General features: G+C 33.9%; 14 protein-coding genes. 7 read left to right on the top strand and 7 right to left on the bottom strand.

Going from position 1 to position 21946, the window contains the following annotated elements; genetic code table 11:
• Window positions 1-2 precede the first annotated feature (2 nt).
• From ACFQ0I_RS13235 to ACFQ0I_RS13225, 3 genes are all read left to right on the top strand, one after another.
• Window positions 3-1238 (top strand): glycoside hydrolase family 88/105 protein, encoded by a 1236-nt coding sequence (locus ACFQ0I_RS13235; RefSeq protein WP_379943001.1) that lies wholly within the window; start codon window positions 3-5, stop codon window positions 1236-1238.
• A gap of 131 nt (window positions 1239-1369) precedes the next feature.
• Window positions 1370-2998, top strand: a complete 1629-nt coding sequence (locus ACFQ0I_RS13230; RefSeq protein ID WP_379943000.1) for a glycoside hydrolase family 43 protein — start codon at window positions 1370-1372, stop codon at window positions 2996-2998.
• 73 nt (window positions 2999-3071) lie between these two features.
• On the top strand, window positions 3072-4055 hold the full coding sequence (locus tag ACFQ0I_RS13225; RefSeq protein WP_379942998.1) for an alpha/beta hydrolase fold domain-containing protein: 984 nt from the start codon (window positions 3072-3074) through the stop codon (window positions 4053-4055).
• Window positions 4056-4158: 103 nt separating this feature from the next.
• On the opposite strand, the gene ACFQ0I_RS13220 is transcribed toward ACFQ0I_RS13225, so the two are convergent.
• Window positions 4159-5661: a right-handed parallel beta-helix repeat-containing protein gene (locus ACFQ0I_RS13220; RefSeq protein ID WP_379942996.1), complete on the bottom strand. Its 1503-nt coding sequence runs from the start codon at window positions 5659-5661 to the stop codon at window positions 4159-4161.
• Between the two features lie 230 nt (window positions 5662-5891).
• Between ACFQ0I_RS13220 and ACFQ0I_RS13215 the strand changes: the two genes are divergently transcribed.
• Window positions 5892-6929 carry a LacI family DNA-binding transcriptional regulator gene (locus ACFQ0I_RS13215; RefSeq protein WP_379942995.1) on the top strand — a complete coding sequence of 346 codons (1038 nt, stop codon included), beginning with the start codon at window positions 5892-5894 and terminating at the stop codon, window positions 6927-6929.
• Between the two features lie 82 nt (window positions 6930-7011).
• Here ACFQ0I_RS13215 and ACFQ0I_RS13210 read toward each other — a convergent pair whose 3' ends face one another.
• The 6 genes from ACFQ0I_RS13210 to ACFQ0I_RS13185 all read right to left on the bottom strand — a co-directional run bounded on the left by ACFQ0I_RS13210 (window position 7012) and on the right by ACFQ0I_RS13185 (window position 15481).
• Complete coding sequence (locus ACFQ0I_RS13210; protein WP_379942994.1) at window positions 7012-8619, bottom strand: UxaA family hydrolase; 1608 nt, start codon at window positions 8617-8619, stop codon at window positions 7012-7014.
• Between the two features lie 15 nt (window positions 8620-8634).
• On the bottom strand, window positions 8635-10098 hold the full coding sequence (locus ACFQ0I_RS13205) for a tagaturonate reductase (protein WP_379942992.1): 1464 nt from the start codon (window positions 10096-10098) through the stop codon (window positions 8635-8637).
• Window positions 10099-10141: 43 nt separating this feature from the next.
• Window positions 10142-11440 carry an MFS transporter gene (locus ACFQ0I_RS13200; RefSeq protein ID WP_379942990.1) on the bottom strand — a complete coding sequence of 433 codons (1299 nt, stop codon included), beginning with the start codon at window positions 11438-11440 and terminating at the stop codon, window positions 10142-10144.
• Window positions 11441-11482: 42 nt separating this feature from the next.
• Entirely contained in the window at window positions 11483-12883 is a 1401-nt protein-coding gene (uxaC, locus tag ACFQ0I_RS13195; RefSeq protein ID WP_379942988.1) for a glucuronate isomerase, read from the bottom strand.
• Between the two features lie 17 nt (window positions 12884-12900).
• Window positions 12901-13695 (bottom strand): gluconate 5-dehydrogenase, encoded by a 795-nt coding sequence (locus ACFQ0I_RS13190; protein WP_379942986.1) that lies wholly within the window; start codon window positions 13693-13695, stop codon window positions 12901-12903.
• Between the two features lie 1096 nt (window positions 13696-14791).
• Window positions 14792-15481, bottom strand: coding sequence for an NUDIX hydrolase (locus ACFQ0I_RS13185; RefSeq protein ID WP_379942984.1), 690 nt, complete (start codon window positions 15479-15481; stop codon window positions 14792-14794).
• Between the two features lie 169 nt (window positions 15482-15650).
• On the opposite strand from ACFQ0I_RS13185, the gene ACFQ0I_RS13180 reads away from it, so the two are divergent.
• The 3 genes from ACFQ0I_RS13180 (at window position 15651) to ACFQ0I_RS13170 (ending at window position 21943) form a co-directional block, all read left to right on the top strand.
• Complete coding sequence (locus tag ACFQ0I_RS13180; RefSeq protein WP_379942982.1) at window positions 15651-18701, top strand: SusC/RagA family TonB-linked outer membrane protein; 3051 nt, start codon at window positions 15651-15653, stop codon at window positions 18699-18701.
• Window positions 18702-18732: 31 nt separating this feature from the next.
• Window positions 18733-20295 carry a RagB/SusD family nutrient uptake outer membrane protein gene (locus tag ACFQ0I_RS13175; protein WP_379942980.1) on the top strand — a complete coding sequence of 521 codons (1563 nt, stop codon included), beginning with the start codon at window positions 18733-18735 and terminating at the stop codon, window positions 20293-20295.
• An 88-nt stretch (window positions 20296-20383) separates the two neighbouring features.
• On the top strand, window positions 20384-21943 hold the full coding sequence (locus tag ACFQ0I_RS13170; RefSeq protein WP_379942979.1) for an alpha-N-arabinofuranosidase: 1560 nt from the start codon (window positions 20384-20386) through the stop codon (window positions 21941-21943).
• Window positions 21944-21946 lie beyond the last annotated feature (3 nt).

Here is a 21946-nt window from a genome sequence, read left to right as displayed (position 1 = left end):
TTATGATGAAAATGAAATATGTCACACTTTTTATGTTGGCAATAAGCGTATGCACGATTGCCTGCAAAAATGCTAAACCAAATCAAAAAGATAACGCTCTAATAGAAAAAATAGTTCCTGAAAACCTAAAATGGTCAGAACGGATGATGCTTTCAGAAATAGAGCGTGTTCCAAAAGCCTCTATGCTCGATTTTGTAGATAAACCTCGTTGGAGTTACACCAACGGATTGGTGTTGTCTGCGTGTATTAAAGTTTACGAGCAAACTAATAATCAAAAATATTACGATTATATCTACGCCTACGCCAACGAATTGATTGATAGTAAGGGCAACATTCTAACATACAAGTTATCAAATCAAAATCTAGACATGATTAAGTCTGGAGATGTGCTCTTGTATTTGTACCCAAAAACAAAAGAAGAACGCTTTTTAAAAGCTATGGAAACCTTGAACAGCCAAATGGAATCGCAGCCCAAAACATCCGATGGCGGATATTGGCACAAACAAATTTATCCATATCAAATGTGGCTAGATGGGTTGTATATGGCGGAACCTTTCCACGCACGTTACGCTAGAGAATATATAAAAGATGCATCGAAAGTTCAAAAAATTTATGACGATGTCGTACTTCAATTCGATTTAATTCAAAAGCATAGTCTCGATAAAAATACCGGATTGTTGTATCATGGTTGGGACGAAAGTAAAGAACAAAAATGGGCAAATAAAGAAACTGGTAACTCTCCACATTTTTGGTCCAGAGCCATGGGTTGGTATGGAATGGCAATGGTAGACGTATTAGATTTTTTACCAGAAGAACACCCAGGTCGTGCAAAAATAATATCGTACCTAAATTCATTTGCTGAAGCTGTAACCAAAGTACAACATGAGTCGGGTTTATGGTATCAAGTTTTAGACCAAGGCAATCGAGAAGGTAATTATCTAGAAGCCTCAGGAACGGCTATGTTTACTTATGCGTTCGCAAAAGGCGTTCGTAAAGGGTATTTACCAGAACACTATTTACAAGTTGCTAATAAAGCGTATACCGGTATTATAGACAATCTAATTTCCATCGAACAGAATGGTGTTGTAAACCTTAATCAAGTTTGTGGGGTTGCGGGCTTAGGCGGAAATCCATACAGAGATGGATCATTTGAATATTATGTGAACGAAATTATTCGTCCTAACGACCCAAAAGGAACCGGACCTTTCATTATGGCAAGTTTAGAATTGAACAAATAAGGTGTAAATTGTTAAAAACGTTTGGCCGTTACCGCAAGGGTCGGGTTTTACGTTGCAAGTCCTCGCTCCCCCGAAACATCGGGGTCACTGTGGGCTTTACACTTCAACCCCTAACGCAAAATCGATAAAATATGAAACTGCATTCATTTTTAATTTTATTTTTATACGGTGCCTGTGTTTTGGCGCAATCCAATAAACCGTATAAATCTGAAGTGTGGGTTGCCGATAAAGGCGATGGCACCTATAAAAACCCAATTCTTTATGCCGATTATTCCGATCCTGATGTGGTAAGGGTTGGCGATGATTATTACATGACAGCATCAAGTTTTAATGCCATACCTGGTTTACCTATTCTACATTCTAAAGATTTAGTTAATTGGAAATTAATTAACCATGCCTTGCCACAGCAAATTCCAAACGAAATTTTTAAAATTCCACAACATGGCAATGGCGTTTGGGCACCAAGTATTCGATATCATAATAATGAGTTTTATATTTATTGGGGCGATCCGGATTTTGGAATTTATATGGTAAAAACAAATAACCCTTTAAGTAAATGGGAAGACCCTATTTTGGTTATGGAAGGTAAAGGACTCATAGATCCATGTCCGCTTTGGGACGCTAATGGAGACGCCTATTTAGTACATGCCTATGCAAGAAGTCGCGCAGGGGTTAATAGTTTGCTAACTGTAAATAAAATGAATCCTGAAGGTACAAAAGTTATAGATTCAGGAATTCACGTGTTTGATGGTCATGAAAATCACAAAACGGTCGAAGGCCCAAAGTTTTACAAACACAACGGGTATTATTACATTTTCGCCCCGGCAGGTGGTGTTGCAACGGGTTGGCAACTGATATTAAGGTCTAAAAACATTTACGGCCCCTATGAAGAAAAAATAGTTTTAGAACAAGGCAGTACTGATGTAAATGGTCCACATCAGGGTGCTTGGGTAGACACAGATTCAGGCGAGCATTGGTTTTATCATTTTCAAGATTTAGAAGCTTATGGGAGAGTGGTTTATTTACAGCCAATGTCTTGGAAAAACGATTGGCCAGTAATGGGAAAAGATGTAGATGGAAATGGTATTGGAGAGCCTGTGTTATCCTATAAAAAACCAAAAATTGGTAAAACATTTCCAAAAGAGACACCTGCAGAAACTGATAATTTTGACAATTTTAAAATTGGTCTGCAATGGCAATGGAACGCTAATTCAAATCTAATATGGCATGCTAAATTACCAGGTAATGATTTTTTAAGATTGTTTTCAATTAAAGTTCCTGAAGATGCTAAGAATCTTTGGACGGTTCCAAACCTATTACTTCAAAAGTTTCCTGCTCCAACCTTCACCGCAACAACAAAAATATCTTTAATTCCTGAAGATGCTAAAAGCGGTAAAACTGCTGGTATAATAATTATGGGAATGGATTATGCAACTTTAAGTATATCACACGACGAAAAAGGATTTTTCATTAATCAAACTGAAGCGATTAACGCCATTAACGGAAGTCCTGAAAAAGTTAATGTGTTAGAACGACTTAAAAGTAATATGGCTTATTTAAAAGTGGAAGTGTCCGCACCAAATGCCATGTGCCAATTTAGTTATTCTGAAAACGGAAAAGACTATAAGAAAATTGGAAAACCTTTTAAAGCACAACCTGGTAAATGGATTGGTGCGAAAGTGGGTATATTTTGCGTTAGCGAACTAGAGGTAATCTCTGGTGGATATGCAGATATCGATTGGTTTAAAATTTCAAATTAAGCATGATTAAGCATGATTATGCGTAAAATAAATACGATTTATAATTTATTGGAAAAGCAGTAAAAAGATAAGTATGAAAGTGTCTAGGATTATTTCAACGAAAATCAGAATTTCAAGAATTATTACCTGTTCATTTATGGTTGTTTTGATAATAAATAATAGTTATTCACAAGAAAGGCAATCCCAATTTAAACCATATACTATAGAGTCAACTTTTCAAAAATTAAAAAATAAATACCAATTTATAAAGCCAATTCAACCTTTAGTTTCTAAAGAAATCAAGTATAAAGAAAATCTGGTTTATAAAAATGAAAACGGAACTAAATTAAGATTAGATGCTTATCTTCCAAAAAGCAAAAATTCTAAAACACATCCGGCAGTATTGTTAATTCATGGAGGGGGTTGGCTTACCGGTAGCAAGGAAAACCAACGCATTATGGCACAACATTTGGCTAAAAATGGCTATGCTGCTATTGCTGCAAATTATACATTAGGATTGGAAGCCCCTTATCCTGCTGGTGTTATCGATTTAAAAGACGCCATTAGATGGATGCGAAAAAATGCTAATAAGCTTCACATTAATCCAGATAAAATTGCTGTTTTAGGCGCTTCTTCTGGCGCACATCTGGCCACTTTAATAGCAGTTACGCCAAATTCGGAAATTTACAGATTCGACTCAATTATTTCAGATGGGGTTCAAGCTATAGTAAATATAGATGGTATTGTCTCTTTTATTCACCCAGAAGCATCTGAAGAAGGTAAAATGGCAGGTATTTGGCTTAATGGGTCAAAGGATTTAAATTATAAAAACTGGAAAGAGGCGTCACCATTGGAGTATGTAAATGAAAATACACCACCTACATTATTTATAAATAGTGCAGAACCACGTTTTCATGCGGGTAGAGATGATATGGTTGCTATTTTGAATAAGTATAATATTTATAATGAAATACATACTATTACAGACAGTCCTCATGCCTTTTGGTTGTTGGATCCTTGGTTCGAGATAACGCTAGCTTACACGGTAAATTTTTTAAACAACGTATTGAAAGATTAAAATAGAATCATCTATTAGCTTATAATCAGAATAAAATTGGCACGCTTTTAATTACTTTACATAATTTAAATTAATATTTCTAAAAGAAGTATTTTAATTAGAATTATTGAATTGTAATTAGTCTGCTAGTTCTTTGATTGCTGTTACCTTCTAAAACTAATAAATAATTACCTGATGCTAATTTATTTCTGTGTAGTATAATAGAGTTTTTCCCTGCAGGATATGTTTTTTTTGTGGTATTGAAAACGTTTACTCCCATTAAATTATAGATAGAAATGGTTATTGTAGTAGTTGCTTTGGTGTGAAAAACAACATGGGTTTCTGTTGAAAACGGATTAGGGTAATTAAATATAGCTTGTTCGAACATGAAATTATCTATGCCTAATGTTATAGATTCAAAAGCACCTAAATCTGGTGCAATCCCATTATAGGATAATCCAACATCTACACCTTTATCTATTAAATCGCTATCAGGCACTAGTTTCATAAAATCAATATCGGGTAAACTACCGTCAACTTTTCGAGGGCTCGATAATAAATTAATATCTAAACTCACAAAATCAGCGGCATTTGCTATTAAACCATTTTGCCAACTGTTGTTGGTTATGTTTGTAGTTGTTGCAGAAAAACTGTCACTACTAGTTCCAGATAAAGAAATAGAATTTTTTACGGTAAGAGTATTAGCTATATTGCTACTACTAAAACTTATGTTTTTACCATTGCCGTATGCGCCGCAATTATAGAGCTCTACATTCCCACGGTTGCTATTATGGTCGAAGCCATCAAACACATTTCCAACAGCAAGACAATTTTTGTAAATAGCATTATGTTTTAGTAATTTGTCGTCGCTACCACCAGTTTTAAAGCCATTACCGTCGCCACCACCTATAGTGCCATTTTTTAAGTAACCATTTTTAAATGCCCAACAGTTTGTAAAAGTAGTGGTGATGTTATCTGCGCCTCTTATGTAACCATCCCAACCATCATCAAGATTTTGCCATGCACGACAGCCTATAAATTTATTGCCAGTTCCTGCATCTAATTTACATGCAAAACCATCGGCATTTTCTACAGCAGAATCTGCGTTATTAAAAGAGTCACAATTAAGAATGGTATTATTACTACCACCACTGCCAATTTGTAAACCTGAATCTTTACACTCACTAAATGTGCAAAATTCAATTAAATTATTACTGCCTCCAATAAATAAGCCATTATCACCAGCACCAAAAATATCTATACCCTTTATATGCCAGAAGGAGCCAGATAATGTTATTGCACGATTGGATGAATTTTCAGCCATAGACGAAAAATCAAGCTTTGCTCTTCCAGTATTATCTGGATGTGGAAGAATTGAAATAAGGTTAACAGATGTGCCACTTTTTGAAATACTAATTCTAGAGGTAAATACGTAACTTCCTTCTCTTATAAAAATAGTGCCTCCTGCAGTTATCGCAGAAAGTGCGTTTGTTAATTCTTGAGGCGTGCTTACAACAAAGTCTGCAGCCAAGGCATAGTATAAATGTTTATTTGGAGCATCCTTTTTATGTAAAGCGAAAGAGAAAGTGGTGATTAACGTAACTATGAAAACTAAAATTTTATGCATGGTGAAATATTATTTTAAGTCACTAAAGTTAAATTGTATTTTAGTGGAAAATTAAATTCAAAAATATATTTGTAATCGATTGCACGAATTTAATAAAAAAAATGTATATTTAAATAAATTATTATATTTTATTCGATAGAAAGTATACTTTTAAGGAAATAAGGCCAAATCATTGAGTTTGTTTTAAATAAAATATTAAGTTTGCTTTTTAAAAATTTGTCAATTATCTCATGACCAAAAAAACAACCATTTACGATATTGCAGAGAAGCTTGGAATAACAGCTGCTACAGTATCTAGAGCATTAAATGGAAACCCAAAAATAAGTGAGGCTACACGCCAATTAGTCAGTGATACGGCTAAAGAAATGAATTATGAACAAAACAAGCTAGCTCTCGCCTTAAAAAGTGGAAAAAGCTATAATGTTGGCGTGATAGTGCCTCGAATTGATAGTAATTTTTTCGCTTCGGTAATTCGTGGTATTGAAGAGGAACTATATCCTAAAGGATATCATGTTATTATTTGTCAAACTCATGATCAAAAGAGTTTGGAAATAGAAAATATTAATTCCTTGCTAAATGCTCAAGTTGATGGGATATTAATGTCGATTTCAAATTCTGGACCTGAAGAAAACCAAAGTTTTGATCGACTCATTAAGAAAAATGTGCCGTTAATCTTTTTTGATAGAAAAAAAGAAATTGAAGGAGTTAGTTCTGTAACAATTGACGATTTTAAAGGAGGTTACCAAGCAACCCAGCATTTAATTGATCAAGGATGCCGAAGGATAGCACATTTGTCGAATAATAGAAAAATTGAGATTTTTAAAAATCGTTATTTAGGATATAAACAAGCTATAATAGATAATGGATTGGAGTTTGATGAAAGTTTAGTTATAGAAACAACCAGTAGAGTAGCAGAGGGAAGTAAATCTACTAAAGTGTTATTAGATATGGAAACACCGCCAGATGCCATATTTTCATCAAGTGATTTTGTGGCTTTAGGAGCCATTCAAGAAATTAAGTCCCGCGGTTTAAAAATTCCAGAGGATATTTGTGTAGTAGGATTTGCAAATGAGCCTTTTACACGATTTATGGAGCTTTCTATTACATCTGTTGATCAATCACCTGTTGAAATGGGTAGAATTGCAGCACAAGTATTTATGGAAGAAGTTAATAAAAGCAAAAAAATAAAAACGCAAAAACAAGTGGTTTTAACTCCGGAATTGATGATTAGAAAATCGTCATTGAAATCTGAAGTAATTGCCCATTAATATTGCTAACTAAAAAAGTTAGTTACTAAAAACCCCCAAGATTTTTGTCTTGGGGGTTTTATTTGGCTATTAATCCATTCCTTTATAAGGATACACCTCGACGCCAAGGAATAAAGTCGTTTTGATTTAATAATTTTGCTTTCGTTTGAATTTCGCCACTGGCTACTTTAATAATAAATTCAAGCATTTCATCAGCCATTTCTTCAATGGTTTTTTCTCCTCGAATAACAGCACCAGTTTCAATATCTATAATATCAGGCATTTTTTGAGCTAATTCGGTATTAGAAGACACCTTAATTATTGGCGCAATTGGATTTCCAGTAGGGGTTCCTAAACCAGTGGTAAACAATACGACATTGGCTCCAGACCCTACCATGGCGGTAGTACTTTCTACATCATTACCAGGTGTACACAATAAATTCAATCCAGGTTTGCTTATATATTCCCCATAATCTAAAACATCTTCTACAGGTGAGGTCCCACCTTTTCTTGCTGCACCAGCCGATTTCATTGCATCGGTTATTAATCCGTCTTTTATATTTCCTGGGGAAGGATTCATGTCAAAACCTGAACCAGCATCGATAACTGATTTTTCAAAAGCCTTCATAAGTTTTAAAAACTTTTCGCCTTTTTCATCTTCAACACATCTATTTACTAATTCTTGCTCAACACCACATAATTCAGGGAATTCCGAAAGAATGGCGGTTCCTTTTAAAGCTGCTAAAATATCGGAAACCACACCCAAAGTTGGGTTTGCTGAAATTCCGGAAAATCCATCTGATCCGCCACATTCTAAACCAACTCTTAATTTTGATAAAGGTGCTGGTTTACGTTGTACATTATTCGCTTTTTTAATCGCTTCAAATGAGTCTTTAACTATTGCCGATAACATTTCATCAACCGTTCCCATTTGTTGTTGTTCGAAAATAAGCACAGGTTTATTAATATTAGGATTGATAGCCTTTAAAGCGTCTTTAAAAATACTTATTTGAAGGTTTTGACACCCCAAACTTAATACGGTTGCTCCAGCTACATTTGGATTATTAACGTAACCTGCTAGTAGTTTTGCTAAGCTTTCAGAATCTTGTCTTATGCCCCCACAACCTCCAGGGTGCGTGATGAATTTTACATCGATATTCTCGAAAACGTCAGTTGATGAAGGTATAACCTCGGTTTCTTCTTTTCCACTAACAAGCGAGCGCAACAACATTTGATGTGGATTCACCTTTTGCTTTAAAAGTTCCTTTTCGAATACTTCTTTTAAAATTTCAATATTTCTGTTTTCACAAAAGACCAATGGAAAAAACAACCAAACATTTTCTGTTCCTACTTGTCCGTCTTCTCTATGATACCCTAGAAAGGTTTTGTTTTTCCATTTTTCTATATTTGGTGCTTGCCAAGTAAAAGTATCAGTTCGTCCATATACTTTTTCACTCTGATGTTTTACATTTTCGGTAGTTAAAACATCGCCCTTTTTAATGGTACCATTTGCTGTTCCCACCAATACACCATACATAATAATTCTATTTCCAGATTCAAAAGCTTCTAAAGCAATTTTATGTTTAGATTTAGTATCGGAAAGTACTTTTATATCTTGTCCTTCAAAAGATATAACCTCACCTGCTTTTAGGTTTACTAAAGCAACAGCTACGTTATCGGATGGATTTACTTTTATTAGTTTTTTTTGCATTTTAATAATTTCGTTTTAAAACTTCTTACTATAATTTGCGTATCCTTTTTCAATTCCGTGAGTATCGATTTCTGTTAACGCCAAGGCAACTGCTTCAGTAAGATTTTCAACTTTGGTTAAATCTTCTCCCCAGTAATCTTTGATGCTAAGCGCATCTTTAGCTATTTGGGTATAATCATTAGATTTCCAGATTTCGGCAAACCTAGATATAATATCCTCGCTATCTTGTACTGGTAATACTTCGCCATTCCATGTGCCTTTATAAAAACGCAATAAAGCGGCAAATGCAAATGTTAAATTGGTTGGTACTTTATTATGAATTTTTATATATTCTAACAAACTAGGAAGTACTCGTACCGTAAATTTAGAAACGGAATTTAATGCAATACTTGATAAATTATGAATGATGAACGGATTTCTGAAACGGTCGAAAATTTCATCAGCAAAACTATTTAGTTCCGCTCTATCCATTTCTAAGGTATCGATAATTTCATTGAATACCGCTTTGTTGATAAATTCGCCTGTAAACGCATTATCTACAGATTGTTTAACCGTTTTGTTTCCGTAAAGAATAGAAAAAGGTACCATGGCTGTATGAGCGCCATTTAATATACGCACTTTTCTCGTTCTATAAGGTTGCATATCATCAACAATCTTAACATCTAAATTCGTTTTACTGAATGGTAATTTAGCTTTTAAATCGTCGCCATCTTCAATAACCCAAAGTAAAAATGCTTCGGCAGCTACTATTAAATTATCTGAATAATCTAACTGTGCATTGTAAGCATCAATTTCATCTTTTGGATACCCAGGAACAATTCTATCAACTAATGTGCTGTGGAACGAATTGCTTTCCAAAATCCAAGTTTTAAAAGCATCACCTAAATTCCAATCAGAAATATACTTTAATATAATTTCTTTTAAAGTTTCAGAATTATGATTAATAAGTTCGCATGGAATAATTGTTAAGCCCTTACTCGTATCTCCTTTAAAATGCTTAAATCGTTCGTATAACAGCACTGTTAATTTAGCTGGAAATGAACTAGGTGGTTGCATTTCAGGAGTATCTGAACTTACATATGCAATGCCTGCTTCTGTAGTATTAGAAATCATAAATTCTAATGACGCTTCCTTAGCTAGACTTAAATAATCGTTAAAATTTGTATATGGATCAACAGCCTTTACAATATTAGAAATCAACTCAATTTCTTGAATTTCTTTCCCCTTTTTTACACCTTTCATGAATAATGTGTACAAACCATCCTGATCGTTTAGCATATTTACCAAACCTTTGTCGATGGGTTGAATAACAGCTATTCCAGCGTTAAAATCGACCGCTTTATTCAATTCCTGGAACGCATAGCCAATAAAAGCTCTTAAAAAATTACCCTCTCCAAATTGTACTATTTTGATGGGGAGTTTATTTTCCAAGCCAACGTTTTTTCGATTTAATTTTTTTTGTTTATGTTGTGTATTCATCTTGTCTTTTTATTAATTCAATTTATAAACCTTAAACAGTACTTTATTCACTTTTAAGCTTTAAATTTTCATCTAAGGGTGTCATTTTAGGCATTAATAGATGTACGAAACCAAGTATGATTAAATAACAAGAACCAGCAATTAGGAATGCCCAAAAGAAACCTTCTTTTCCAGCTGAATCGAGAGCTTTACCTAAAGCGAAGGATGTTACGATGCCGGCAACAGCTCCAGACATTCCACCTATACCAGTTACAGATGCCACTGCTTTTTTAGGAAACACGTCTGATGCTAATGTAAAAATATTACATGACCATGCCTGATGTCCTGCAGCACCTAGGCCTATTAAGAAAATGGCTAACCACTTATTTTCAGTAATGGCAACAAATGCCACAGGTAATATTATAAGCGCACAACTTAACAAGGTTAATTTTCTGGCTTTGTTTATAGACCATCCTTTTTTAATAAAATATCCAGATATATAACCGCCAAAGATACTTCCAAAATCGGCAAGAATATAAATTACAAAAAATGGAAGTCCTATATTTTTAACATCAACATCAAAGTTTAACGATAAGAATTTTGCGCCCCAAAATAAGTAAAACCACCAAACAGCATCGGTTGTTTTTGCTAAAGCAAAAGCCCATGTTTGTCGTTTAAACAACACCATCTTCCAAGGTAATTTTTCTTCATTTTCGATTTCAGAATCACTAACTATATATTCTAATTCTTCTTTCGATAATTTAGGATGAACTTCTGGTTTTTTATAAATTTTAAACCATAAAAACACCCAAATGGCGCTTAATGCTCCTGTTATTAAAAAAGGGATTTGCCAATTTTTTCCATTTTCATGCACAATCCATCCTACCACAAATGGCGCAAGTATGGCACCGACACTTGTTGCTGCGTTATAGAGTCCTGTAGCAAATGCTCTGTCTTTTTTAGGAAACCATTCTGCAACCGTTTTTTGAGCTGCTGGAAAGTTTCCAGATTCACCCAATCCTAAGCCAAAACGCGCAACAGAAAAGCCCAAAATGCTAAACGATGCTGGCACTACGGCATGTAACATTCCAAAGATACTCCATGTTCCAATGGCTAATGTGTATCCTTTCTTGGTACCTAAACGATCGATAACACCGCCCATAATTAACATACCAATGGCATAGGCTACTTGAAACCAAATAATTATTCCTGCATAATCGCTATTTGTCCACCCAAAAAGTTTTTGAAGTGTTGGTGCTAATACACCGATGATGCTTCTGTCGAAATAGTTAATCGTGGTAGCGAACATTAGAAGGGCTAAAATTCGATAACGATAGTTCCCAATTTTTTTTGTTTCAATCATAACTTGTTGTTTAGTTGGAATTTGTCTAGTTATATTTTCCGGTTAAAATTTGAAATATTCTTTTGCATTATGGTAACTAATGTCAGATACCATTTTGCCTATCCATTCCATTTCGTTTGGCAATTCACCTCTTTTTATTTCATCACCTAGAAGATTACAAAGTACGCGTCTGAAATATTCATGTCTTGGAAAAGACAGAAAGCTACGCGAATCGGTTAGCATCCCTACAAAACAACTAATTAAACCCATGTTTGAAAGGGCATTTAATTGTTTTGTCATACCATCTTTTTGATCTAAAAACCACCATCCTGAGCCGAATTGGACTTTTCCTTTTACGCTACCGTCATTAAAGTTTCCAATCATGGTAGCCATGACCTCATTATCGGCAGGGTTTAAGTTGTAAATAATAGTTTTAGATAATTTATCCTTACTATCTAAGGCATTTAAAAAGGCTGATAGTTTTTGTGCTTGTGGATAATCGCCAATAGAGTCCCATCCTGTATCTGGTCCTAAAACACGGTGCATGCGCGCATTATTATTTCTTAATGCTCCTAAATGGAATTGCTGTACCCACCCATATTCATGATAAGTTTCGCATAAAAATACTAATATCGCACTTTGGAATTTTAGCGCCTCCTCGGTGCTAATTGATTTGTTTTCTCTTTTCTTTTTTAAAATTGCGTTGACTTCACTTTCCGTATAATTCTCGAAATAAATCTGGTCTAAACCATGGTCGCATAGTTTGCATCCATTGGCATTAAAAAAATCGATTCTGTTTTTTAAGGCAGAACATAAATCGCTAAATGTGCCAATAGTTACCCCTGCGACAGTTCCTAAAGTGTCTATATAATTATTATACCCATCATTCGAAATTAAAATAGCTTTATCTGGTCTGAATGCAGTGCTAACTTTAACATCAAAACCGCTTTTGGCCAATTTTTGATGATGCTCTAAAGTATCGGTAGGATCTTCGGTAGTACACACAACCTCTGCATTTACTTTTTTAAGTAGACCTCTGCAACTATACCCATCTGAATTTAGTTTCTCCTGAGTTTGTTCCCAAATGTTTTCTGCAGACTTTTCGTTGAGCAAATCATAAATATCAAAATACCTTGCAAGCTCTAAATGTGTCCAATGGTACAATGGATTACGCATGGTATACGGCACTGTTTTGGCCCAATTTAAAAACTTATCTTTATCAGAACTTTTACCAGTAATAAACGACTCGCTAATTCCTAGAGTACGCATGGCGCGCCATTTATAATGGTCGCCATTTATCCAAACATTGGTAATATTGTTAAATGTAATATCGTCAGCAATTTGCTGAGGAGGCAAGTGATTATGATAATCTATTATAGGTTGATTTTTAGAGTAATTATGATACAACTCTTCAGCGTATTTATTCTCTAGTAAAAAATTGTCGTGTATAAATTTAGTACTCATAATATTTTTTTGTGGAATTAATCTTCGTTTGATGGTTTTCCAATAGTTGCCAATATGCCACCATCAACATAAACAACATGTCCGTTTACAAAATCGCTGGCCTTAGAGCTTAAAAAGATGGCTGCTCCTTGTAAATCTTCGGGGTCTCCCCAACGCCCAGCGGGTGTTCTACTTACAATAAAATCGTTAAAAGGGTGCCCATCTACCCTTATTGGTGCCGTTTGGCTTGTTGCAAAATATCCTGGCCCAATACCATTGGTTTGTATGTTATATTTTGCCCATTCGGTAGCCATACTTCTGGTTAACATTTTTAAACCTCCTTTGGCCGCTGCATAAGCACTTACAGAATCTCTTCCTAATTCACTCATCATGGAGCAAATATTTATGATTTTTCCACCACCACGTTCAATCATGCGTTTTACAACATGTTTTGAAACTATAAACGGACTAACCAAATCGATATCTATAACTTCTTTAAAGTCTGCAACCTCCATTTCTAATAACGGAGAACGCTTAATAATACCCGCATTATTTATTAATATGTCAATATATCCTATTTCCTTCTCAATGGCTGCTATGGCTTCTTTAACTTCAGTTTCATTAACTACGTTAAATTTAGAACCAAAAGCTTTGATACCATCTTTAGCATATTCTGCTACTGCATTGTCAATTTTTTCTTGCGAGGAATTTCCATTAACTACAATGGTGGCTCCTGCCATTCCCAGCCCTTTAGCCATAGCCATTCCCAAACCATGGGTACTACCTGTTACCAGTGCTATTTTACCTGTTAAATCGAATAAGTTAATTGACATATTATTATATTAATAAAATTATTTTAACTCTGTAATTTTAGCAACATCCTTGTCGCCATAATCTAAATTTTCTCCAGCTAGTCAACTGTTATTAATATGTGGTAAAGCGAAAAGACCAAATTCAATTTATCTGAATCGAATAAATTTTCAATTAAGAACTACGCTCTTATTACAGTGATGTTATATTGTTACACATTAGTCGATTTGAATCATATCGCAAGTTATAATTTGAGATATTGAAAAATTAATTTGTAATCGATTGCACAAATTTAGAATAAATTATGATAAATCCAATTATTTCAGGTTTGTTTTTGCGAATACTTTTTTGTTTTATGCTAAAAATGAATAGAAAAATCCAAATTAGTTAAGCTTTTTTAGTACTATTCATAGTATTAGAAGATGTTATTTTTTTTAAATGATTTGTCGTGTCTGAATGTTCAAGTTTGTACTATTTGACTTTTTTTAATTATATTGCATCAAATATTTCAATAATCAGAAAACTAAAAAGTGCATACGTTTTTGCATACGATTTTATAATTTTTAGGGTTTTTGAGCTTAAAATTTGTGCTTAAATTAATTTAAGAGAAGAGCTTATAACACGAAGGTCACTAGTCTGAGTGTAATTATAACCTCAAAGTATTACCGTAATAGAATGAAAGGATTAGCTTCGACTAAACAACTAGTATTATAGTAAATTTAGATAAAATATAAACTTTGAAAGTGAAAATACAAGCGAAAGTTCATATTATTTACATATGAAGGAAACTTTTCAAACTCCAAAGTTAAATACCCATTAGCAATTTAAAATAGCGACGATTTCTATTTTTTTTGTTAGCCGGGGCCAATAGTTGGCAGACTAAAGCAAACCTTAAATTAATTGTACTAAACAGGATTATGCAAAAGCAGCCGATTGTCTGCTAAAAAAAGTATTAAGAATCAGTGTATGTCTATCAAGACTTAACGAGATGTTACAAGAAATACGTAAAAACCGAATATCAGTTTAGCGATTTGAGTGCTTAGGACTAATTTTATTTAGAAATTGTAGTGAATTTTTTATCTAGATTATTAAAAGAATAACAAATTTAATTGGGCTATTTTATAATTTTAAATAAAAGTTATTTGTCTGTTTGTCATCATATTTTTCTTGGTCAAACATATATAGATAACTTCCTTTAGTTGAGGAGCTCATGTCCTTTTCTTTCAATTTTATTAATATATCCATAGAATTTATCTTATTAATAAAATTTCTTTTGTCTAGTTCTTTATCTAAGATTGCTTCATATAATTTTTGAAGTTGTCTCATCGTAAACTTTTCAGGGAGAAGCTCAAATCCAATTGGACTAATCGAGGTGCGTCGGCGTAATCTTCTAATCGCTTTGCCTAGCATTTCATCATGGTCAAAAATTAAATGAGGTGCTTTAGCAAGGCTAAACCATTTAGCTCCATAATTAGCTATTAATTCTTCATTATGTTTTTCAATATTAATAATGGCATAATACGAAGTAGAGATGGTTCGCGCAACGGGATCACGATTAACTTCGCTAAACGAATATAATTGCTCCATATAGATGTTATGCATACCAGTTAATTTAAATAATATGCGAGAGGCAGCATCATTTAATGTTTCATCTTTTTTTAAGAATCCACCCATTAAGGACCATTTGCCCTTTTCAGGTTCAAAATCTCTTTTAATTAAAAGTACTTTTAAATCTTCATTGTCAAATCCAAAAATTATACAATCTACAGCAAGAAAGACTTTGTCCGCAGGATTATAACCTCTATTCATAGTAAATAATTTTAAGCTAATATATAATTTTTAATTAAAAGTAACATAATGATTACATTATAAGTGTGTGTTTGACATTTATTCGTCAAAAAATTTGTTTATGTGGTTTTTTTGTTTTTAATTTACAAATGTAAAACTAACACTTATAATCAAATTAAACTAAATTAGTATGACAACAACTAAACAATTGATTAATAATTACAGATTTTATAAGTCCTTAAAAGGATGGCTAATGGCGTTTGTAATTATATTTTTTTGTGCAAATAATATGTTTGCTCAACAAAAAAAAGTTATTAAAGGGATTGTTACATCTTCAAATGATGGCGTAACTCTTCCGGGTGTAAATATTTTAGTTAAAGGAACAACAAATGGTGTTGTTAGTGACTTTAATGGTAATTATTCAATCACTGCTTCTAACAATGATTTGCTTGTATTTTCCTATCTCGGATTTAAGAGTTTAGAAGTACAAGTTGGTAACCAAACACAAATAAATGTCTCTTTACAAGAAGACGCAACCTCTTTGGATGAAGTGGTAGTTGTTGGTTATGGAACGCAGAAGAAATCTGACTTAACAGGTTCGGTGAGTGTTGTAGACATTGATAATGCAAAAAAAACAGTGACTTACGATGCAGCTAAAATGCTTCAAGGCCAAGTTGCAGGGGTTACGGTACAATCATCAGGCGAACCAGGCGGATTTGTAAATATAAAAATTAGGGGTATAAATTCCTTTAGTAATAATAATCCGTTGTTCGTAATAGACGGAATGATTATAGATAGTCCTTTTGATTTTGCACCAGGCGATATCGAATCCATGCAAGTTCTTAAAGACGCTTCGGCCGCAGCCATTTATGGTGTAAGAGGAGCGAATGGCGTTGTAATTATTACTACAAAAAAAGGAAAAATAGGGAAGTTTGATATTAAATTAAAATCCCTCTATGGTGTTCAAAATGTTGCAAGAAGTTGGTCAGTAACAGATCGAGTTGGATATCAAAACATAACTACTGCAGCCGAGTTAAACGCTGGGTTAAGTATAGCCCCAGGGAATGACCCAGCCAGCGCTTCGTTTATTAGTAATGTTGATACCGATTGGCAAGACGCCGCTTTTAGTACTGGTTTTATTGAAAATCATGCAGTTACATTTAGTGGTGGCGCTGAAAGTTTAGGATATAATATGAACGTAGATTACTTTAAGAATAGTAGCTACATGGATTCACCGCAAGATTACGAAAGAATTTCTACCAATATTAATTTAACTGGGAATAAAGGTAGATTTAGCTATGGGTCTAAAATTGGATATACACAATCCAATAAGGAAATTTTTAATGAATATCTAGCAGGGTCAAGTCCTATTAGCGATTTGTTAGGGGCTATTCCAACCATGCCCGTATATGATGATAATAGATTAGGTGGTTATGGAGGAACAGATAATTTAACTCAAAGAGCAATTTCTATGAACGTAATTGGTTTTAATAATGTAAACCAAAACACAGGAGAAAGAAATCGCTTTATAGGAAATATTTGGGCTGAGTTCGAAATAGTTAAAGGCTTGAAGTATAAAATAGATGCTAGTTTTGATAGACTTGATTGGAAAAACAGAAGATATATCCCAGAAAGTAATTTGGGCTGGTATTATTTAACAACGCCTGAAGAAGCTTCTTTAGATATTGCAACAGGAAGCCAAACTAGAACATTTTTAAACAATTTACTTACTTATGATGTGACTTTGGCTGAGAAGCATAAAATTACGGCGTTAGCTGGTGCTGTTCAAGAAAGAAATGATTATTATAATCATTGGTCGAGGGGTGTAGGGTATCCAGCAGGAACCATTAGTCATTTAGAATACGCCACTGACACTAGTACTGGTGAATATGAAAGTACTGTAACAGGTTTGTCATATTTAAGTAGATTAAATTATTCGTTTGATGATCGTTATTTAATTACTGCAAATTTCAGACAAGATAAAACATCATTATTTAGTGCCATAAATAATAAAGCAAATTTCTACTCATTTTCTGGTGCTTGGAAAATTAGTAACGAAAGTTTCATAAACTTGCCAGAATGGGTAAGCTCTATTAAACTAAGAGGTGGTTATGGTGAATTAGGAAACAATACAATTCCTCCATATTTTTTCGCCACAACTACAAATCAATTTGCAGGATACAATTTTAATAATGCATTGGCACCTGGAACAACTGTTGTAAGTGCATTGGATCCAAACGTGCATTGGGAAAAAACAAAAACCACTAATGTTGCTTTAGAATTAGGTTTATTGGATAACGCGTTGCAATTTACTACCGAGTATTATGTTAAGAAGTCAACTGATTTATTAATAGGTGTGCCACTTCCGTTTTCTACAGGAGCATTTCCTGCTAGCATTACAACAAACGCAGGTGCAGTTCAAAATAAAGGTTTAGAATTTACCGCTTCTTATAGAAATGATAAAGGTGAATTTAAATATGATATTTCTGCAAATTTAGGAACTCTTAAGAATGAAGTATTACAGATAGGAATAAATGGAAACCCAATTTATGGAGCTGCCTCAAAAACAGAAGTGGGTAGGTCTATTGGAGAAATTTTTGCTTACGAAACAGATGGTATTTTTCAAAATGCTGCCGAAGTTGCTGCTTCACCGACACAAGTAGGTGCTGCTCCTGGGGACATTAAGTTTAAAGATATCAATGATGATGGTCAAATAACTGATTTAGATAGAACTTATCAAGGGGTTACTATTCCAAAATACAGTTATGGTTTAAATTTTAATAGTACTTATAAAAACTTTGATATGTCCTTCTTTTTTCAAGGTTCTGGTGGGAATAAAGTATTTAATGGGATGTATAGAAATTTAATGATTATGCAATACGTTAATCATCATACAGATGCATTAAATTATTGGACACCTACTAATACAGATACAAATGTGCCACGACCAATAATAGGAGATCCTAATGCTAATGCAAGAGATTCTGACAGATTTATCGAAAACGGCGATTATATCAAGCTTCAAAATATGGAAATAGGGTATAATATTCCTTTAGGCAATAAAAATGTTATTCAAAATGCTCGAGTTTATGTTAATGGTCAAAATTTGTTTATTATAAGTAAATACAGAGGTTACGATGCGGATTTTAGTTATAATGATGGATTGTTCTCCAGAGGTTACGACGGTGGGTCGTTCCCTAATCCAAGAACATTTTCATTAGGTGTTCAAGTAGATTTTTAAATATTAGATTAACTAATTAAAACGAATTAAAATGAAATATATAAATTTTAAAAACTTATTATTATTTCTTTCGCTATCTGTTGTTTTAACTGCTTGCGTGAAAGAAGATGATTTAATACAAATAGATCCTAATAACGATGCAGTTGATTCTTTTTGGAAAACTGATGTTGATGCACTTGAGGGTGTAAATGCTGCTTACGGTAGTTTATTAACAGATGGGACATATATGAGAAGTACACCTCTGTTATTAGATTTAAAAGGTGATGATTGTAAAAGTAATAGCCCTTGGGGAGCTATGTACGTGGTAGGTAAATTTAATTCAAACGTTACCGATGCGGCTATTTATGGTTGGGCTTACGAAACATATTATCAAGGAGTATATCGTGCAAATCAAGTATTAACTAACGTTCCAGATATAGATTTTGAAGATTCTGCACTAAAAAGCAGAATATTAGGGCAGGCATATTTCTTAAGAGGATTATTTTTGTTTCACGCAGTGAATATGTTTAAAAACGTACCTATTCCAACCGAATTGGCGGCTATTTACCCTCAGAAAACAGAAGCGGAAGGATGGGCTCAAGTAATTGAAGATTTTCAATCTGCTGCCGATTTACTTCCAGTTTCTTATACTAATGTTTCAGGATTAGATGCAGGTCAAAAAGGACGCGCAACTAAAGGTGCAGCGTTAGCATATTTAGGCAAATCATATTTGTTTACTAAGGATTTTCCTAATGCCAGAGATACATTTAAAAAGGTTATAGATTTAGGCGTATATTCATTAGTATCAAATTACCGCGATAACTTCACAGATGTGAATGAAAACAATTCGGAATCTGTATTTGAAGTGCAATTTAGTAGAGACGCAGGCGGAGTTGATTTAGGATGGGGTGGTGCTCCTGCTTCTGGTTGGGGTAAAACATCTGCACGAGCTATAACATACGGGCCAAGAGCTTTTGGATGGACTGATGTGCAGCCAACGAGAGCATTGTTTAATGAATTTCAACAAGAATTAACAATTTCTGGTGAAGTAGATCCTCGTTTAGATGCCACTATGTTTTATAACAAACCAGGAGGTATGATGCTGTACGGTCAAGACTTCGCAACGTTTTATGGAGGTAATGCACAAGATTTGAACGACCTTTTTTGTAGAAAATACCAAAATTCTGATGGCGCTTATCCTAATGAATATGATTGGCGTTCTGGAATTAATGAGCGTTTACTAAGATACGCTGATGTATTGTTAATGTATGCTGAATGTTTGAATGAAACAAACGATACTCCTGGTGCATATACCTATATTAAGCCTGTTAGAGATCGTGTTGGTTTACCAAATTTAAGTGTCGTAAAACCAAACATGACAAAAGAGCAAATGAGGGAGCAAATAGGTCATGAAAGATATTTGGAATTCGCCTTGGAAGGACACCGCTTTGACGATATTCGTCGTTGGGGTTGGTTGCAAGACCAAACAAAACTTACTTGGTTAAAATCAAGAGATCCAGAGTTTGATACGTATTCTCCAGGAAGGGAGTTTTTCCCAATACCTCAGTTAGAAATGGATAATAATCCAGGAACCGTACAAAATTCAGGCTACTAAAATGTTTATAATTAAAGTTTGTTAATTGAGTTAATTAGTTTCATATGGCAGGCATAATGCTTGCCATATGTTTTTTAAAATCAATCCTATGAAAAATAAAGCACTATTAAAATTGTCAAATCTAATTGTATTTATTCTAGTCACTTTTTTAAGTAATTCTCAAAATAATGTTACGGTTTTAGAAATAAAAGCAGATAAAGAATCGCCTATTATTAGCAAACATATTTACGGGCATTTTGCAGAGCATTTAGGAAGGTGTATTTATGACGGTATTTATGTTGGTGAAGAAAGCAAAGTCCCTAATACAAATGGCGTAAGAAATGATATTATTCTTGCCTTGAAAGAATTAAAAATACCAAATTTACGCTGGCCAGGTGGTTGTTTTGCGGATACATACCATTGGAAGGATGGAATTGGACCTAAAGAGAACAGACCATCTATGGTAAACAGATGGTGGGGCGGTGTAACTGAAGACAATAGTTTTGGTACACATGATTTTTTAAACCTTTGTGAAGTGTTAGAAACTGAACCGTATTTAGCTGCTAACGTTGGTAGTAGCACCGTGCAAGAATTTACGGAATATATAGAATATGTGAGCCATAAAGGAGGAAGTCCTATGGCAGAACTTAGAAAAGAAAATGGTCGAGATAAACCGTGGAATGTTTCTTTTTGGGGTGTTGGTAATGAAATGTGGGGATGCGGCGGTAATATGACTCCAGAGTATTATGCTAATTTATATAGACAATATGCCACATTTATGACCGATTGGACTAACAGTGATAAAATGTTTAGAATAGCCTCAGGAGCGAATGTTGCAGATTACCATTGGACAGAAGTTTTAATGCGTGATATTCCTAAAAACTTAATTGAAGGAGTTGCTTTGCATTCCTATTCGTTTGTTACATGGGATAAAAAAGGGTCTTCAACTAAGTTTGATGAAGCTCAATATTTTTCAACCATGCAAACAGCACTTAAAATGGAAGAATTAGTTACCAAACATTCGGATATTATGGATAAATATGATCCAAAAAACACAATAGCTCTTATTGTTGATGAATGGGGAGGTTGGTATGATGTTGAAGAGGGAACAAATCCGGGTTTTTTATATCAACAAAACACCATGCGAGATGCCATGATAGCAGGTACTACATTAAATATATTTAATAACCATAGCGCTAGAGTAAAAATGGCAAATTTAGCCCAAACAGTAAACGTGTTGCAGGCAGTAATTTTAACCGAAGGGGAAAAAATGCTATTAACGCCAACATATCATGTTATGAAAATGTACACAGCACATCACGACGCTAAACTATTACCATTAACCTTTGAATCACCATCATATACATTTAATAACGAATCACTTCCTGCAATTTCTGCTTCGGCTTCTATTGATAAAAACGGATTGGTTCATGTTTCTTTGGTAAATATCGATTCAAAAAAAGAAAATAAAGTAGAGATTGACATTACAAAATTAGATGTTAAAAAGTTCTCGGGAACCATTTTGTCGGCTTCAAAATTACAAGATCATAACACTTTTGATAATCCTAATAAAATTAAACCTGCTATTTTTAAAACTTTTGAAAATAAAAAGGGAAAATTGGAAATAACAATTCCACCATTTTCAGTGGTGATGATGGAGGGTAAATAAAGA

Origin of the sequence: Mariniflexile aquimaris, from assembly GCF_042676825.1 — a bacterium.
GTDB classification, from domain to species: Bacteria; Bacteroidota; Bacteroidia; order Flavobacteriales; family Flavobacteriaceae; genus Mariniflexile; species Mariniflexile aquimaris.
The sequence above is the reverse complement of the archived record's forward strand: the minus strand, read 5'-3'. Positions and strand labels throughout refer to the sequence as shown.

What these genes read in the sequence shown, in the direction of transcription:
- ACFQ0I_RS13220 (WP_379942996.1), bottom strand. Translation starts at nt 5,661, where the DNA reads ATGCATAAAATTTTAGTTTTCATAGTTACGTTAATCACCACTTTCTCT.
- ACFQ0I_RS13180 (WP_379942982.1), top strand. Translation starts at nt 15,651, where the DNA reads ATGACAACAACTAAACAATTGATTAATAATTACAGATTTTATAAGTCC.
- ACFQ0I_RS13230 (WP_379943000.1), top strand. Translation starts at nt 1,370, where the DNA reads ATGAAACTGCATTCATTTTTAATTTTATTTTTATACGGTGCCTGTGTT.
- ACFQ0I_RS13235 (WP_379943001.1), top strand. Translation starts at nt 3, where the DNA reads ATGATGAAAATGAAATATGTCACACTTTTTATGTTGGCAATAAGCGTA.
- ACFQ0I_RS13200 (WP_379942990.1), bottom strand. Translation starts at nt 11,440, where the DNA reads ATGATTGAAACAAAAAAAATTGGGAACTATCGTTATCGAATTTTAGCC.
- ACFQ0I_RS13225 (WP_379942998.1), top strand. Translation starts at nt 3,072, where the DNA reads ATGAAAGTGTCTAGGATTATTTCAACGAAAATCAGAATTTCAAGAATT.
- ACFQ0I_RS13215 (WP_379942995.1), top strand. Translation starts at nt 5,892, where the DNA reads ATGACCAAAAAAACAACCATTTACGATATTGCAGAGAAGCTTGGAATA.
- ACFQ0I_RS13170 (WP_379942979.1), top strand. Translation starts at nt 20,384, where the DNA reads ATGAAAAATAAAGCACTATTAAAATTGTCAAATCTAATTGTATTTATT.
- ACFQ0I_RS13210 (WP_379942994.1), bottom strand. Translation starts at nt 8,619, where the DNA reads ATGCAAAAAAAACTAATAAAAGTAAATCCATCCGATAACGTAGCTGTT.
- ACFQ0I_RS13175 (WP_379942980.1), top strand. Translation starts at nt 18,733, where the DNA reads ATGAAATATATAAATTTTAAAAACTTATTATTATTTCTTTCGCTATCT.
- uxaC (WP_379942988.1), bottom strand. Translation starts at nt 12,883, where the DNA reads ATGAGTACTAAATTTATACACGACAATTTTTTACTAGAGAATAAATAC.
- ACFQ0I_RS13185 (WP_379942984.1), bottom strand. Translation starts at nt 15,481, where the DNA reads ATGAATAGAGGTTATAATCCTGCGGACAAAGTCTTTCTTGCTGTAGAT.
- ACFQ0I_RS13205 (WP_379942992.1), bottom strand. Translation starts at nt 10,098, where the DNA reads ATGAATACACAACATAAACAAAAAAAATTAAATCGAAAAAACGTTGGC.
- ACFQ0I_RS13190 (WP_379942986.1), bottom strand. Translation starts at nt 13,695, where the DNA reads ATGTCAATTAACTTATTCGATTTAACAGGTAAAATAGCACTGGTAACA.